The following is a 16148-nucleotide window of genomic DNA, read 5'->3' as shown; positions in this document are numbered from 1 at the left end:
ATAGATTTACATCATAAATAGTTCCCGAGTCTTCGGGCTTGGGGACTTATTTACGGGTTTAGCTCAGTTGGTAGAGCACTGGTCTCCAAAACCAGGTGTCGAGGGTTCGAGTCCTTCAACCCGTGCAAACAGAGAAGATTTTATGTTTAAGAAGATAGTTAATTATTGCAAGGCTTGCTACGACGAACTTGCGCATAAGACTACATGGCCATCGCGTGCTCAGCTTACACATAGTGCAATGGTTGTTTTATCTGCTTCCCTTGTCATTGCATTGGTAGTGTTTGCTATGGATTTTGTTTTCCAACATGTGATGAACTTTGTATATCCGAGTTAATTCATTAGAAAATGGCTGATACAGAAAAGAAATGGTATGTTCTTCGGGCTGTCAGTGGTAAAGAGGCAAAGGTAAAAGAATATATCGATGCTCAACTACGACAGAACGATAAGCTTGCTGAGCGTGTTTTCGAGGTTTTATTGCCAATGGAGAAACACGCAACTTTGCGTAATGGCAAACGCGTTGTCAAAGAGAAACTAAGTCTTCCTGGCTACGTGCTTGTTCAAGCCAACATGACTCCAGACGTAGCTTCTACGTTACGTTTCATGCCTAATGTATTAGGGTTCCTCGGAGGTATGTCTGAGCCTTCTCCAGTTCGCCAAGCAGATATTAATCGTTTACTTGGTAACGTGGAAGAAACAGAACTTGATGAAGTTCAAGATGTTCCGTATGAGGTTGGTGAGACTGTTAAGGTTACTGATGGTCCTTTCAGTGGTTTCCATGGTGTCATCGAGGAGATGAATGCTGAGAAGCATAAGTTGAAAGTGATGGTTATGATCTTTGGTCGTCAAAACCCATTGGAGTTAAGTTTTATGCAAGTCGCAAAAGAAGAGTAGTATTGTTACGGATACTATTCTGTCTTTTATAGTTTAATTTTTAATATTAACAAGAAAATGGCTAAAGAAGTAGCTGGATTAATCAAATTACAGATTAAAGGTGGCGCTGCAAATCCATCCCCCCCTGTAGGTCCTGCATTGGGTTCTAAGGGTATCAATATTATGGGATTCTGCAAGGAGTTCAACGCCCGTACCCAGGACAAGGCTGGTAAAGTTCTTCCAGTCGTAATTACTTACTACAACGATAAGTCTTTTAGCTTTATTATCAAGACTCCTCCTGCTGCTGTACAGCTTATGGAGGCTGCTAAAGTAAAAGGCGGATCTGGTGAGCCAAACCGCAAGAAAGTTGCATCCGTAACTTGGGAGCAGATAAAGGCGATTGCAGAAGATAAGATGCCTGATCTTAACTGCTTCACAGTGGAAAGTGCGATGAAACTGATTGCTGGTACTGCTCGTAGTATGGGTATCACTGTAAAAGGGGACTTCCCTGGTAAATAATTTAAACTTCAAAAGTAAAAATGAGTAAACTGACAAAAAATCAGAAATCAGTCGCTGAGAAGGTTGAAGCAGGGAAAGCATACACATTAGCTGAAGCAGCTAAGTTGGTTAAGGAAATTACTACAACTAAGTTTGATGCTTCTGTAGATGTTGATGTTCGCCTTGGTGTTGACCCACGTAAAGCTAACCAAATGGTTCGTGGCGTTGTGTCATTACCAAATGGTACAGGTAAGGTGACACGTGTTCTCTGTCTCTGTACTCCTGATCAGGAAGCTGCCGCTAAGGAAGCTGGTGCTGATTATGTTGGTCTCGACGAATATGTTGAGAAGATTAAGGGTGGATGGACTGATGTTGATGTCATCATCACTATGCCATCATGCATGGGTAAGTTAGGTCCTTTAGGTCGTGTACTTGGTCCTCGTGGATTGATGCCAAACCCAAAGAGTGGTACTGTGACAATGGATGTTGCTAAGGCAGTGAAGGAAGTAAAGCAGGGTAAGATTGACTTTAAGGTTGATAAGGCTGGTATTATCCATACATCAATCGGTAAGGTTAGTATGACTGCTGAGCAGATTTATGGTAATGCTAAAGAGTTTATCTCTACCGTTATCAAGCTGAAGCCTGCTGCTGCTAAAGGTACATATATCAAGAGTATCTTTATTTCTAGCACGATGAGTAAGGGTGTCAAGATTGATCCTAAATCAGCTGAGTAACTCTAAAAGTTTTGTACAATGAAGAAAGAAGTAAAAGATACAATTATCGCTGAACTCGGTGAGAAGTTGAAGAGCTTCCCTCATTTCTATCTAGTTGATGTAACTGGTTTGAATGCAGAGGCTACAAGCTCTCTCCGCCGTAAGTGCTTTAAGAGCGAGATCAATATGGTCGTAGTGAAGAATACTCTTCTTCACAAGGCTTTTGAGGCTTCAGATGTAGATTTTGAACCACTGTATGGTTCTTTGAAAGGTAATACTGCAGTTATGTTTGCTCATACTGCAAATGTACCAGCTAAACTGTTGAAAGAGTATAAGAAGGAAGCTATTCCTGCTCTAAAGGCAGCTTATGTAGAGGAAACTCTATTTATTGGTGCAGATAAGCTCGAAGAACTTGCAGCTCTCAAGAGTAAGAACGAAGTTATTGCTGATGTTGTTGCATTGCTACAATCTCCAGCCAAGAACGTTGTTTCTGCTCTCCAGTCAGGCGCTGGCACTATTCATGGTGTACTTAAGACTTTAGGTGAGCGTGCTGAGTAAGAAATCTAATAAAGTCAAAGATATATTATTTTTAGAACAAAAAATTAAAAAGTTAGAATAAAATGGCAGACGTAAAAGCTATTGCAGAAGAGTTAGTAAACCTTACTGTTAAGGAAGTAAATGAGTTGGCAACTGTCCTCAAGGACGAGTATGGTATTGAGCCTGCAGCTGCAGCTGTTGCTGTTGCTGGTCCTGCTGCTGGTGGTGCAGCTGGTGGTGCAGAGGAGAAGTCAGAGTTTGACGTAGTTCTCGTTGAGGCTGGTGCTAATAAGCTTAAGGTAGTTAAGGCTGTTAAGGAGGCTTGTGGTCTCGGTTTGAAGGAAGCTAAAGATCTCGTTGATGGTGCTCCTTCTACTTTGAAGGAGGGTATGGCTAAGGCTGAAGCTGAGAACTTGAAGAAGACTATCGAGGCTGAAGGTGCTAAGGTAGAATTGAAGTAATTTTACTTCATTCTTATATTTAATATAATTTGGTTAGGATTTACCAAGTAGGTGAGTCCTAACCTTTTTGTGTCTTTTGGCACATCCGTGAGATATTTAATCACGCTTTTAGTCCGTCGTGGACTTTAAATATTCGAATATTTAATTTCAGTTTATGGCATTAGATAATAAACCCAGAGTAAATTTCGCCAGCGTTAAAAATCCATATCCATATCCGGATTTCCTCGATGTGCAATTGAAGTCTTTCCGTGACTTCTTGCAGCTGGACACTCCGCCTGAGGAACGCAAGAATGACGGTTTGTATAAGGTGTTCGCAGAGAACTTCCCTATCACCGATACGCGTAATAATTTCGTCCTTGAGTTCCTGGATTACTATGTTGACCCACCAAGATATACTATTGAAGAATGTCTTGAGCGTGGCTTAACCTATAGCGTACCTTTAAAGGCTAAGATGAAGCTGTATTGTACAGATCCAGATCATGAGGATTTTGGTACATTTATTCAGGATGTATTCTTGGGTACAATTCCATACATGACTAGCAATGGTACTTTTGTTATCAATGGTGCTGAGCGTGTCGTTGTTTCTCAGTTACATCGTTCTCCAGGTGTATTCTTTGGTCAAGGTGTTCATGCGAATGGTACGGTCTTATATAGTGCGCGTATCATCCCATTTAAAGGTTCTTGGATAGAATTTGCAACAGACATTAACAATGTCATGTATGCTTATATTGATCGTAAGAAGAAGTTACCTGTAACTACGATGTTACGTGCTATAGGTTATGAGTCTGATCGTGACATTCTTCAGATCTTTGATCTTTGTGAGGAGATTAAGGTTAATAAGAAGAATATGAAGGCTGCTATTGGTCGTAAGATCGCTGGTAACGTTATGAAGACGTGGACTGAAGACTTCGTAGATGAGGATACAGGTGAAGTTGTATCTATCGAACGTAATAAGGTCGTTGTTGAACGTGAGACGGTCATTACAGAGGAGAACGTTGATGAGATTCTTGATAGTTCTGTGTCAACAATCTTACTCCATAAGGATGAGGATGCAGCAAATAAGTATTCTATTATATTTAATACACTGGCAAAAGATCCTAGTCACTCTGAAATAGAGGCAGTAAATTACATTTATCGTCAACTTCGCAATGCCGATGCTGCAGACGATGCAAGTGCACGTGAGGTATTCCAAAACCTTTTCTTTTCAGACAAACGTTATGACTTGGGTGAGGTCGGTCGCTATCGTATCAATAAGAAATTGAACTTGGATACGGACATGGATACGCGTGTGTTGACTAAGGATGATATTGTTGAGATTATCAAGTACCTCATTAGCTTAGTCAATTCAAATGCAACCGTTGATGATATTGACCATTTATCAAATCGTCGTGTACGTACTATTGGTGAGCAGTTAGCTAACCAATTCTCAATAGGACTTGCTCGTATGAATCGTACTATTCGTGAACGTATGAATGTTCGTGATAGTGAGGTATTCCAGCCAACGGATTTGATTAATGCAAAGACGATCTCAAGTGTTATCAACTCATTCTTCGGTACTAATCCATTGAGCCAATTTATGGATCAGACTAATCCTTTAGCCGAAGTGACCCACAAACGTCGTCTTTCTGCATTGGGTCCAGGTGGACTTTCTCGTGAACGTGCAGGTTTTGAGGTGCGTGATGTTCACTATACTCACTATGGTCGCCTTTGTCCAATTGAGTCTCCTGAAGGACCAAACATTGGTTTGATATCTTCACTTTGTATGTATGCGAAAATAAACGATCTAGGATTCATCGTTACACCTTATCGTCGTGTTCGTGATTCTAAGGTTGATATGGACAACAAGGATGTTGTATTCTTGACGGCAGAAGAGGAGGAAGATCAGATTATTGGACAAGGTAATGCTCCATTGAATGATGATGGAACTTTCGTTCGCGACACCGTTAAGTGTCGTCAAGATGCAGATTATCCTGTTGTGGGACCTGACTCTGTTAACTTAATAGATGTTTCTCCACAACAGATAGCTTCTGTTTCTGCTGGTCTCATTCCTTTCTTAGAGCATGATGATGGTCACCGTGCATTGATGGGTTGTAACATGATGCGCCAGGCAGTTCCATTGCTACATAATGATGCCCCAATTGTTGGTACAGGTCTTGAGAAACAAGTATGTGAAGATTCACGTACGATGATTACAGCAGAAGGTGAAGGAGTTATCGAATATGTTGATGCCACAACTATTCGAATTCTTTACGATCGTACAGAGGACGAAGAGTTTGTTAGTTTCGAACCAGCATTGAAAGAATATCGTATCCCTAAGTTCCGTAGAACGAATCAAAATATGGTAGTTGACCTTCGCCCTATATGTGATAAGGGACAACGTGTGAAGAAGGGTGATATTCTTACTGAAGGCTATGCAACAGAGAATGGTGAATTGGCTCTAGGTCGTAATCTTCTCGTTGCTTACATGCCTTGGAAGGGTTATAACTATGAGGATGCTGTTGTAATCTCTGAGCGTATGGTACGTGAAGACGTATTAACATCAGTCCATGTAGATGAGTACTCTCTTGAGGTACGTGAGACGAAGCGTGGTGTTGAAGAATTCACTTCTGATATTCCAAATGTAAGCGAGGAAGCTACAAAGGATCTTGATGACAATGGTATTATTCGTGTTGGTGCTCGTGTAGAACCAGGTGATATCATGATTGGTAAGATTTCACCTAAGGGTGAGAGCGATCCTTCTCCTGAAGAGAAGCTCCTTCGTGCTATCTTTGGTGATAAGGCTGGCGATGTGAAGGATTCTTCCCTGAAGGCTAACCCTTCATTGAGTGGTGTCGTTATTGATAAGAAACTCTTTGCACGTGCTATTAAGACGCGTGAGAGTAAGCGTCAAGATAAGATAACTCTTGCTAAGATTGATGAAGAGCAAGAGGCAAAGGTAAATGACTTGAAAGACCTTTTGGTTGATAAGTTACTTGAGTTGACGGAAGATAAGGTATCAGAGGGTGTTAAAGATTATTCTGATGCAGAAATCATCACAAAGGGTAGTAAGTTTACAGCTGCAGCTCTGAAGAACCTTGATTATGAGGGAATCCAATCGAATGGTTGGACAGATGACGAACATACTAACCTCTTGATCCAGAAGTTAATTATGAACTTCATCCGCAAGTATAAGCAGATGGATGCTGAATTGAAGCGTAAGAAGTTTGCTATTACCATTGGCGATGAGCTCCCTTCAGGTGTACTTCAGATGGCTAAGGTTTACATCGCAAAGAAACGTAAGATTCAAGTTGGTGATAAACTTGCTGGTCGTCACGGTAACAAGGGTATTGTTTCTAAGGTTGTGCGTACCGAGGATATGCCATTCCTTGAGGATGGTCGTCCTGTTGACTTGGTATTGAACCCAATGGGTGTACCGTCTCGTATGAACCTTGGTCAGATATTCGAGGCCATCCTTGGTGCAGCAGGTCGTAAGTTAGGTGTTAAGTTCGCTACTCCAATTTTTGATGGTGCTAAACTTTCAGACTTGAAGGAGTGGACAGATAAGGCTGGTTTACCTAACCTTTGCTCTACATATATCTATGATGGTGAGACCGGTGAGAAGTTCGATCAACCAGCAACTGTTGGTATCACTTACTTCTTGAAGCTCGGTCACATGGTAGAGGATAAGATGCACGCTCGTAGTATCGGTCCGTACTCACTGATTACCCAACAACCACTTGGTGGTAAAGCACAATTTGGTGGTCAGCGTTTCGGAGAGATGGAGGTTTGGGCTATTGAGGCCTTTGGTGCATCTCATGTTCTTCAGGAGATTTTGACAATCAAGTCTGATGATGTTGTAGGTCGTTCTAAGGCTTATGAGGCTATCGTTAAGGGCGAACCAATGCCAACACCAGGTATACCAGAGTCACTTAACGTGTTGTTACACGAATTGCGTGGTCTTGGACTAAGCATCAAACTTGATTAATACGTACACCCCATAATAGAAGTAAAACATGGCTTTTAAGAAAGATAATAAAGTAAAGAGTAATTTCAGCAAGATTACTATCGGACTGGCTTCACCTGAAGAAATCCTTGAAAATTCTTTTGGTGAGGTAACCAAGCCAGAGACCATTAACTATCGTACCTATAAACCAGAACGTGATGGTCTATTCTGCGAGCGTATCTTTGGTCCTACAAAGGATTATGAGTGTGCTTGTGGTAAGTACAAGCGTATCCGTTATAAGGGTATTGTTTGTGATCGTTGTGGTGTTGAGGTAACAGAGAAAAAGGTTCGTCGTGAGCGCGCTGGTCATATTGAGTTAGTTGTCCCAGTTGCTCATATTTGGTATTTCCGTAGTCTTCCTAACAAGATTGGCTACCTCCTTGGTATGCCAACCAAGAAGTTAGATGCTGTTATTTACTATGAGAAGTATGTTGTCATCCAGCCGGGTGTCGTAGAGGGTATGAAGAATGCCGATACGGATGAGGATTTGAATGGTTCTCATAAGTTCGACCTTCTTTCTGAAGATGAATATCTTGATATCCTCGATAACAAACTCCCAGAGGGTAATGAACGTCTAGATGATTCTGATCCAAGTAAGTTTATTGCTAAGATGGGTGCAGAGGCGGTCTATGACTTACTTACTGGTATTGATCTTGATCGTCTTGCTGGCGAATTACGTGATCGTGCCACAACCGACTCTAGTCAGCAGCGTAAGACAGAAGCATTGAAGCGTTTGCAGGTTGTAGAAGGTTTCCGTCAGTCAATAGGTGTGAATAAGCCAGAGTGGATGATCATGAAGATTATCCCAGTTACTCCACCAGAGCTTCGTCCATTGGTACCATTGGATGGTGGTCGTTTTGCTACTTCCGACCTCAACGATCTCTATCGTCGTGTTATCATCCGTAACAACCGTTTGAAGCGATTGATGGAGATTAAGGCTCCTGAGGTTATTCTTCGTAACGAGAAACGTATGCTTCAGGAAGCTGTTGATTCTCTCTTCGACAACAGTCGTAAGTCTTCTGCTGTAAAGAGTGAGAGCAATCGTCCTTTGAAGTCACTTTCTGACTCATTGAAGGGTAAGCAAGGACGTTTCCGTCAGAACCTCCTCGGTAAGCGTGTCGACTATTCTGCACGTTCCGTAATCGTTGTTGGACCTGAGTTGAAGATGGGTGAGTGCGGTCTTCCTAAGTTGATGGCAGCAGAGCTTTACAAACCATTCATCATCCGCAAGCTCATCGAGCGTGGTATCGTGAAGACTGTAAAGAGTGCTAAGAAGATCGTAGATCGTCGTGAGCCAGTTATTTGGGATATCCTCGAGAATGTGATGAAGGGGCATCCTGTCATGTTGAACCGTGCGCCGACACTTCACCGTTTGGGTATTCAGGCATTCCAGCCTAAGCTCATAGAGGGTAAGGCTATTCAGTTGCACCCATTAGCATGTACAGCGTTCAATGCCGACTTCGATGGTGACCAGATGGCTGTCCACCTCCCATTGAGTAATGAGGCAGTCTTAGAGACTCAGATTTTGATGCTTCAGAGCCACAATATCCTTAACCCAGCAAATGGTGCACCTATCACCGTTCCTTCACAGGATATGGTGCTTGGTCTCTACTATATTACTAAGATTCGTCCAGGTGCTAAGGGGGAAGGTCTTTCATTCTATGGTTCAGAAGAGGCAATCATTGCTTACAATGAGAAGAAGTGTGACCTTCATGCTCAAGTAAAGGTCGTTGTTGACGACCTTGTTGATGGTAAGATACAAAAGCGAATGGTTGAGACCTCTGTTGGTCGTGTTATCGTCAACCAGATTATCCCAACCGAGATAGGCTTCTTCAATGGTATTATCTCAAAGAAGTCACTCCGTGGTCTTATTGCTGACGTTATTAAAGCTGTCGGTATGGCACGTGCTTGTGAGTTCCTTGATGGTATCAAGAACCTCGGTTATCACATGGCATACGTAGCAGGTCTATCTTTCAACTTGGACGATATCATCGTTCCAGAAGAGAAGACAGATATTGTCGGTAAGGGTCAAGATGAGGTGGATCAAGTGAAGGCTAATTACGAAATGGGTTTCATCACTGATAAGGAGCGTTACAACCAGGTAATTGATGCGTGGACACACGTTAACAACAACCTTAAGGCAAGTGTAATGAAGCACATGACTGAGGCTGACCAAGGATTCAATGCAGTATATATGATGCTTGACTCTGGTGCCCGTGGTTCTTCTGACCAGATTGCTCAGCTTGCTGGTATGCGTGGTCTTATGGCTAAGCCACAGAAGGCTGGTGCTGAAGGTGCACAGATTATTGAAAACCCTATCATCTCTAACTTTAAGGAGGGTATGTCTGTGTTGGAGTACTTTATTGCTTCACACGGTGCTCGTAAGGGTTTGGCTGATACCGCTATGAAGACAGCCGATGCCGGATACTTGACACGTCGTCTTGTTGACGTTTCTCATGATGTTATCATTAATGAGGAGGATTGTGGTTCACTCCGCGGTCTCGAGTGTCGCGCCTTGAAGAGTGGCGATGAGACGATTGCAACTCTATATGAACGCATCTTAGGTCGTGTGTCAGTTCACGATGTTATCAATCCAACAACTGGTGAAATCATCGTTGCAGCTGGTGAAGAAATCACCGAGGCAAAGGCACAGGCTATCGAGGATTCTCCTATTGAGATGGTTGAGATTCGCTCGGTACTTACTTGTGAGAGCAAGAAGGGTGTATGTAAGAAGTGTTACGGTCGTAACCTCGCTACCGCCCGTATGGTACAGATGGGTGAGGCTGTCGGTGTTATTGCAGCCCAAGCTATTGGTGAGCCTGGTACACAGCTTACACTTCGTACGTTCCACGCCGGTGGTGTTGCTGGTAACGCAGCAGCTAACGCAACTATCACGGCTAAGAATGAAGCTAAGATCGAGTTTGACGAACTTCGTACCGTACCATTCGTTGATGATGACGACAAGGAGTGCCAAATGGTAGTCAGTCGATTGGCTGAAATCCGCTTTGTTGATCCTAATACAGGTATCGTATTACTTACTGAAAACGTTCCTTATGGTAGTTCTCTCTACTTCAAGGCAGGCGATAAGGTACAGAAAGGCGATTTAATTTGTAAGTGGGATCCATTCAATGCTGTTATCGTTAGTGAGTATGCCGGTGTGCTTCGCCTACACGATGTTGTTGAAGGTGTAACCTATAAGGCAGAGACCGATGATGCAACAGGTTTGACGGAACGCATTATCACAGACTCACGTGATAAAGCAAAGGTGCCAACTGTAGATGTTGTTAAGGTCGGAGCAGAGAAAGGTGCCGATGGACAATACTTACCTAATGATATCCTCGGAACTTATAACCTCCCTGTAGGTGGTCACTTGGAGCAAATCCTCCAAGACGGTGCAGAAATCAAGACAGGTATGACACTCGTTAAGATTCCACGCTCTGTTGGCGGTGCCGGTGATATCACGGGTGGTCTTCCACGTGTTACCGAGCTTTTCGAGGCTCGTAATCCATCTAACCCAGCCGTTGTATCTGAAATCGATGGTGAGGTTACAATGGGTAAGGTAAAGCGTGGTAATCGCGAGATCATCGTAACATCTAAGACTGGTGAGCAGCGCAAGTATCTTGTTAGCTTGTCAAAGCAAATTCTGGTACAGGAGCATGATGCTGTTCGTGCTGGTACCCCATTGTCAGATGGTATTATCACTCCAGCTGATATCCTTTCTATCATGGGACCAACAGCCGTTCAGGAGTATATTGTAAATGAGGTACAGGATGTTTACCGTCTTCAAGGTGTGAAGATCAATGACAAGCACTTTGAGATTATCGTTCGTCAGATGATGCGTAAGGTACGTATTGATGACCCAGGAGATACAACATTCTTGGAGCAGGAATTGGTTGATAAGCTCGACTTTACGGAAGAGAATGATCGTATCTGGGGTAAGAAGGTTGTTACCGATCCGGGCGACTCAGAGAACTGTTATAAAGGTCAGATTCTATCTGTACGCAAGTTGCGTGATGAGAATTCAAGCCTGAAGCGTCGCGACCTCAAGGTTGTACAGGTTCGTGATGCCGTACAAGCAACAGCAACTCAGATCCTACAGGGTATCACGCGTGCTGCCCTTGGTACAAAGAGCTTCATGAGTGCTGCTTCGTTCCAGGAAACCACAAAGGTTCTCAACGAAGCTGCTATTCGTGGTAAGAGCGATAGACTTGAGGGAATGAAGGAGAACGTAATTTGCGGTCACCTCATCCCTGCCGGTACTGGTCTTCGTCAGTGGCAGAAGATTATCGTAGGTTCTCAAGAAGAGCACGAGCGCATGGAAGCGAATAAGAAGAATGTTATTGATTATGCTAATCAAGAAGTAGCAGAAGCTACGCAGGATTAAATCAGAACATTCTTTATATCAACATAAGAGGGATTCATGGCATTATGCTGTGAATCCCTTTTTTCTTAGTTAAAGGTTGTTTCGCACTGGTAAACTGTATGCAAAAAAATCGGCAATAGGAGCTACGGCAGAAGTTTCCCCTTCTTTTTTATACGTACTAAATTATAATTTCAGCGTAGTGAAAGAATATTTTCACTATGCTGAAATTGTTCTTTCACTATGCTGAAATTGTTCTTTCACTACGCTGAAATTGAAATTTGATCAGGATAGACTGATAAAAGATACGGATAAAAAAGACACAGGAGGCATGAGAAAGAAATGGGGAACTGGTGATAAAGAATGCGGAAACCTATTAAACAAAGAGTGCGAACAGGGTTAATTTAAATTGGAATAGGTTAGAAATGTAATTATAATAGGTATAAATGATGCGGAGACAAGGTTGAATCTTTATTTTGACCTATTGGTTTGTGATTGGTTCCGTGTATTGATGTAAAACTATTGCGTTAAGATTTTGGTAAGTGCAATGAATGTATTACCTTTGCATAAGCTAGACCGCACGGGGCAAAGAGGTCGTGGATAACGCTTCGCCTTGTTTGGATTATTCAAGCCATACAAACAGATTATTTATCTAAATCTTTTAATAAAAATGGACAATAACAATCAGAATCAAGAGGGACAGCAGTTGCAGATTGATCTCTCACCAGAAATCGCTAGTGGTGTTTATACAAACTTCCAGATAATCTCTCACTCTAGTTCAGAGTTCGTGCTCGACTTTGCTACACTTCTTCCTGGTGTTCCAAAGGCTACAGTTACCAGTCGTGTTATCATCGCTCCAGAGCATGCACTCCGTCTTCTTGCAGCTTTGCAGGATAATGTAGTACGTTACGAGAAAGAGTTTGGTAAGATTGACCGCCACGAACCAAAAGAGCAGGGACCACGCACCATCGCTCCATTCGGCAATGGTAAGGTTGAATCATAAGCAATCCCTTTAAGATTAAAATACTTGAAAGTCGCCTCCATATTGGGGGCGACTTTCTGTTTCAGAGGGGCTTGTAAGCATGTTACAAGTTTACTACTTTGGTTAAGCTATTGCGCTTTCACGTATAAGTTTGTGTATTGGTAGTAAGCCTGCGCTTTGCGGATGAGTTCTTGATTCATCTGCTTTGTAGGTTGCTCTTCAAATGTACCATCGTGTAATGGACGAACGATGTATTGTCGTATATTGCGGACTGGCGATAAAACTGTTAGTCGGTTACCTTCAAGATACCCAAGATCTTGGTAAGTTGCCATGAATGCACGGGGATGATAGGTTGGTGCGAGGATGTCTTGTCCTGTGAAACTTACAGTGCAACGTAACTTAAGGAGAGAAAGTAGGGTAGGCATGACATCAATCTGCGAGCATATAGTTTCAATCTTTCTTGGTTGGAGAATAGCTGGCGCATAGACGAGGCATGGAATATGGTAGCGGTCTATAGGAAGTGATGTCTTCCCGGCACTGGATGCACAGTGATCAGCAATAACTACGAATACGGTATTCTGGAACCATGCTTTCTTTCGGGCGTCATTAATGAATTTACCGATTGCGTAGTCTGTATATTTCACGGCGGCTTCTCTTGTGTTAGGGTCACCGTCTACTTTAATTCTGCCACTGGGATAGGTGTAAGGGCGATGGTTGCTCGTGGTCATAATCTGTGCGAAGAAAGGATGCTTCGACTGATAGTTCTTATCGAATACTTGTAAGCTCTTGTTGAAGATATCTTCATCACAGACACCCCAAATGTTTGCGAATGTTACTTGATTGTTCGGTATGTCCTTTCTGTCTATTACCTCGTAGCCATTATGACTGAAGAAGTCGCCCATGTTATCGAAATAACTATCTCCGCCATAGATGAATTGCGATTTGTACCCCAAGTGAGGAAGGATACGACCTATTGATAAGTTCCCCATTCGGTTAGCCTTTCGCTTGATGATGCTCTCTCCTGCACTCGGTGGAATACAAAGAGATAATGCTTCTAATCCTCTAACTGTTCTGTTTCCTGCTGCGTATAGACTGTCAAAGACAATACTCCCTTGCATGAGCTTGTCAAGTTGTGGGGTAAGGTTCTCTTTGTTTCCATATCGCGTAAGGAAATCAGCACTTAGGCTTTCAACTGTAATTAAGACGATGTTAGGGCGTTGTGGTGCAAGGGACTCTCCAATCGTCTTCTTTCCCTCATTATTAAGTCCACTTAGTTGACGATACTGGGACACACATTGTTGTTTGGGTAACATGGTATAGAACTTATCATACTCTAACTTGTTACTTTGGAAAGCAATGACAAAGTCGCAGGCTCCGTTTTGTTCAAGTTGGGTAACGTATTGATTGTTACTTTGTAGAGCATGGGTGCCTTGTAAGATAAAATATGAGCTTATTGCTAAGATCATATATATAGAAAGGTGTATAAGAAACTTCTTCGCATTGTAAAGATCAGTAACCTTTAGCTTGTAATGTCGCGATTGAAGGAAGATAATTGCAGCTGTTAAGAGTAATGTAATGCCAATCAACGGAACAATAGAATAGGATTCCATGATGTTCCCAATAACTTCGTGAGTGTAGACGAGATAGTCTACTGCAATGAAATTATATCTTACGCCAAACTCTCCCCAGAAGATGTATTCTCCTGCTGTGACGCAAAGTAATAAGAAAACATATACAGCCCAGGTTGTATAAAGGGAAACCTTACGCCATGTTTCTCTTGTTCTTGGAATGAAAAAGCGTATGGAGAAACTAAATAGTTTCCATCCGAGAAATATTCGTGCAATCTTTGGTGCGCCGCCTCCGTATTCGTGGAAGATGGTATGGAAGAATAATACGTAGGCAAAGGCAATAGTTAGTAGAAGTTCAATGATCCATCCTGTGATGCGATGATATTTAGCTTCATTTAGCCCAAGGTTTATAATCTGTAATGGCAAGGCAAGCAAAATTGCCATACAAATGTCTGTCACGAAGCCAACACTTAAGAATCTGATTATCTCCCAGAAAGAGAAAGAAGAATCTTCGGGGACATTCCACATTAAGATAATTCTTAGGATGAATCCAATGAGTAGATACAGTTTTAAGAATCGTGTTCCAATGAAATTAATAGGATTCTTGGTAATTACATTTGTTCTTTTGTCCATCGTTTGCTTATTTTTCGGCAAAGTTAATAATTATAGATGAGGTCCAGACATATTTTAGGCAGTAATTGCGCTCGCGTGTTTGAGAATGTTAGATCCTTAGAATGATAAATGTGCTTCTATTTGTCAATGGTATTTCTTTGTTTTTAGATAAGGTTCAACTTAATTTTAAAAAAGAGGCTATCTACTTTCGAAGTATTTGCTTACTTTTGCATTCAAAATTAAATCTCAATGAGTATTATTGTATTTACTATTCTTTTATTGTTAGGTGCCTACTGTGCAGGTTTGCTGGGTTCCTTGACTGGATTAGGTGGAGGTGTTATTGTTATTCCTCTTCTTACCTTATGTTTTGGCATTGACTTTCATTATGCCATTGGGGCAGCTTTAGTAGCTTCTATTGCGACATCTTCGGGGGCGGCGAGTGCGTATGTAAAAGAAGGTATGACAAACATTCGTTTGGGTATGTTCCTTGAAATAGCAACGAGTATAGGCGCTGTCTTGGGTGCCGCGGTAGCTTTATGGATGCCAACGAATGCCATTGCTATTATCTTCGGTGTGGTCTTACTTCTTACAATAGCCTTGCAGTTTCGCCAGAAGACCGATTATGTAGATGTGAAAGGGAGTCGGTTGGCTATGAAACTAAAACTGTTCGGTTCTTATCCTACTAAAGATGGTAAACAGCAGAAGTATGAGTTGACCAATGTTACAGGAGGTTTCTCTGTAATGGTTCTTGCTGGTGCTTTATCTGGACTATTAGGTATTGGTAGTGGCGCATTAAAGGTATTGGCAATGGATGGGTGCATGAAAGTCCCGTTTAAGGTAAGTACAACTACAAGTAATTTCATGATTGGTGTTACAGCAGTAACGTCTGCTGTTGTTTATCTTCAGCGTGGATATATTGAACCAGGTATTGCCTTTCCAATAATGATTGGTGTGTTAGCTGGTGCTATGAGTGGCGCAAAGTTACTGAAGCGTTTAGATGTAAGACTATTGAGAAAGATTTTTGCTGTGGCTATTTTGTTGGCTGCTTTAAATATGATATATAATGGTATAATAGGTAAGTTCTGATATGGGAAGTAGTTCAAACTCAAAGAATAATATGAATGCTCTGATTGGCAATACTTTGCGCATTGGAGTCTTTACAGCATGTCTAATCGCCTTAATAGGAGGTATTTGGTATCTTGTTGCCTCTTCTGATTCTACCTTGCCCGATTATAGTGTATTCCGTAAGGGAGATATTAGTTATACCACGTTTGAGGGAATCTTTAAGTCGGTTCTATCGTTCTCAGCTGTAGGTTGGGTACAATTGGGAGTTATTGTCCTTATGCTCACACCAGTAATGCGCGTTATGCTCTCGTTGGTAGATTTTAGTATTCAGCGCGACTGGCTTTATGTAGTCATAACAGGTATAGTTCTTTTTGTTATTATCATGAACTCCCTTGTAGGTGTTGGATAATCGATGTTAAATAACAAGTAAAAGGTTATTTATTGTTAATTGGATTACTCTCCTAATTTATTCCTTTTCTTATTATTAGGTCATTTAAAGG

12 protein-coding genes and 1 tRNA gene are annotated in these 16148 nt (G+C 41.9%); 12 read left to right on the top strand and 1 reads right to left on the bottom strand.

Going from position 1 to position 16148, the window contains the following annotated elements:
• Positions 1-52 precede the first annotated feature (52 nt).
• The 10 genes from J5A55_RS06945 to J5A55_RS06900 all read left to right on the top strand — a co-directional run bounded on the left by J5A55_RS06945 (position 53) and on the right by J5A55_RS06900 (position 12424).
• Positions 53-125 (top strand) — tRNA-Trp (locus J5A55_RS06945).
• A 17-nt stretch (positions 126-142) separates the two neighbouring features.
• Complete coding sequence (gene secE, locus J5A55_RS06940) at positions 143-334, top strand: preprotein translocase subunit SecE (RefSeq protein ID WP_004383924.1); 192 nt, start codon at positions 143-145, stop codon at positions 332-334.
• Positions 335-345: 11 nt separating this feature from the next.
• The gene (gene nusG / locus J5A55_RS06935; protein ID WP_004383923.1) at positions 346-891 is read left to right on the top strand and encodes a transcription termination/antitermination protein NusG; all 546 of its coding nucleotides are present in this window, start codon (positions 346-348) and stop codon (positions 889-891) included.
• Positions 892-948: 57 nt separating this feature from the next.
• Complete coding sequence (rplK, locus tag J5A55_RS06930; protein WP_004383922.1) at positions 949-1389, top strand: 50S ribosomal protein L11; 441 nt, start codon at positions 949-951, stop codon at positions 1387-1389.
• A gap of 20 nt (positions 1390-1409) precedes the next feature.
• Positions 1410-2102: a 50S ribosomal protein L1 gene (rplA, locus tag J5A55_RS06925; protein WP_004383921.1), complete on the top strand. Its 693-nt coding sequence runs from the start codon at positions 1410-1412 to the stop codon at positions 2100-2102.
• Between the two features lie 18 nt (positions 2103-2120).
• Positions 2121-2639, top strand: coding sequence for a 50S ribosomal protein L10 (rplJ, locus tag J5A55_RS06920; RefSeq protein WP_004383920.1), 519 nt, complete (start codon positions 2121-2123; stop codon positions 2637-2639).
• Between the two features lie 62 nt (positions 2640-2701).
• Positions 2702-3079, top strand: coding sequence for a 50S ribosomal protein L7/L12 (rplL, locus tag J5A55_RS06915; RefSeq protein WP_004383919.1), 378 nt, complete (start codon positions 2702-2704; stop codon positions 3077-3079).
• A 154-nt stretch (positions 3080-3233) separates the two neighbouring features.
• A complete protein-coding gene (rpoB, locus tag J5A55_RS06910) occupies positions 3234-7043 on the top strand; it encodes a DNA-directed RNA polymerase subunit beta (RefSeq protein ID WP_004383918.1) in 3810 nt (1269 codons plus the stop codon).
• Positions 7044-7071: 28 nt separating this feature from the next.
• The gene (rpoC, locus tag J5A55_RS06905) at positions 7072-11445 is read left to right on the top strand and encodes a DNA-directed RNA polymerase subunit beta' (protein WP_004383917.1); all 4374 of its coding nucleotides are present in this window, start codon (positions 7072-7074) and stop codon (positions 11443-11445) included.
• 646 nt (positions 11446-12091) lie between these two features.
• On the top strand, positions 12092-12424 hold the full coding sequence (locus tag J5A55_RS06900) for a DUF3467 domain-containing protein (protein WP_039851469.1): 333 nt from the start codon (positions 12092-12094) through the stop codon (positions 12422-12424).
• Between the two features lie 107 nt (positions 12425-12531).
• On the opposite strand, the gene J5A55_RS06895 is transcribed toward J5A55_RS06900, so the two are convergent.
• A complete protein-coding gene (locus tag J5A55_RS06895) occupies positions 12532-14604 on the bottom strand; it encodes an LTA synthase family protein (protein ID WP_004383911.1) in 2073 nt (690 codons plus the stop codon).
• A gap of 228 nt (positions 14605-14832) precedes the next feature.
• Here J5A55_RS06895 and J5A55_RS06890 point away from each other — a divergent pair, with 228 nt between their 5' ends.
• Entirely contained in the window at positions 14833-15669 is an 837-nt protein-coding gene (locus tag J5A55_RS06890; protein ID WP_004383909.1) for a sulfite exporter TauE/SafE family protein, read from the top strand.
• A 1-nt stretch (position 15670) separates the two neighbouring features.
• Positions 15671-16057 (top strand): DUF1634 domain-containing protein, encoded by a 387-nt coding sequence (locus J5A55_RS06885; RefSeq protein WP_004383908.1) that lies wholly within the window; start codon positions 15671-15673, stop codon positions 16055-16057.
• Positions 16058-16148 lie beyond the last annotated feature (91 nt).

It is taken from the genome of Prevotella veroralis (assembly GCF_018127765.1).
GTDB lineage: Bacteria > Bacteroidota > Bacteroidia > Bacteroidales > Bacteroidaceae > Prevotella > Prevotella veroralis.
Note: the sequence above shows the minus strand (reverse complement) of the source record. Positions and strands in the feature narration are given on the sequence as shown.

Bases quoted from the DNA above. Each gene is read 5' to 3' on its own strand.
- secE (WP_004383924.1), top strand. From the start codon at position 143: ATGTTTAAGAAGATAGTTAATTATTGCAAGGCTTGCTACGACGAACTT.
- J5A55_RS06900 (WP_039851469.1), top strand. From the start codon at position 12,092: ATGGACAATAACAATCAGAATCAAGAGGGACAGCAGTTGCAGATTGAT.
- nusG (WP_004383923.1), top strand. From the start codon at position 346: ATGGCTGATACAGAAAAGAAATGGTATGTTCTTCGGGCTGTCAGTGGT.
- rplA (WP_004383921.1), top strand. From the start codon at position 1,410: ATGAGTAAACTGACAAAAAATCAGAAATCAGTCGCTGAGAAGGTTGAA.
- rplK (WP_004383922.1), top strand. From the start codon at position 949: ATGGCTAAAGAAGTAGCTGGATTAATCAAATTACAGATTAAAGGTGGC.
- J5A55_RS06895 (WP_004383911.1), bottom strand. From the start codon at position 14,604: ATGGACAAAAGAACAAATGTAATTACCAAGAATCCTATTAATTTCATT.
- J5A55_RS06885 (WP_004383908.1), top strand. From the start codon at position 15,671: ATGGGAAGTAGTTCAAACTCAAAGAATAATATGAATGCTCTGATTGGC.
- rplJ (WP_004383920.1), top strand. From the start codon at position 2,121: ATGAAGAAAGAAGTAAAAGATACAATTATCGCTGAACTCGGTGAGAAG.
- rpoC (WP_004383917.1), top strand. From the start codon at position 7,072: ATGGCTTTTAAGAAAGATAATAAAGTAAAGAGTAATTTCAGCAAGATT.
- rpoB (WP_004383918.1), top strand. From the start codon at position 3,234: ATGGCATTAGATAATAAACCCAGAGTAAATTTCGCCAGCGTTAAAAAT.
- rplL (WP_004383919.1), top strand. From the start codon at position 2,702: ATGGCAGACGTAAAAGCTATTGCAGAAGAGTTAGTAAACCTTACTGTT.
- J5A55_RS06890 (WP_004383909.1), top strand. From the start codon at position 14,833: ATGAGTATTATTGTATTTACTATTCTTTTATTGTTAGGTGCCTACTGT.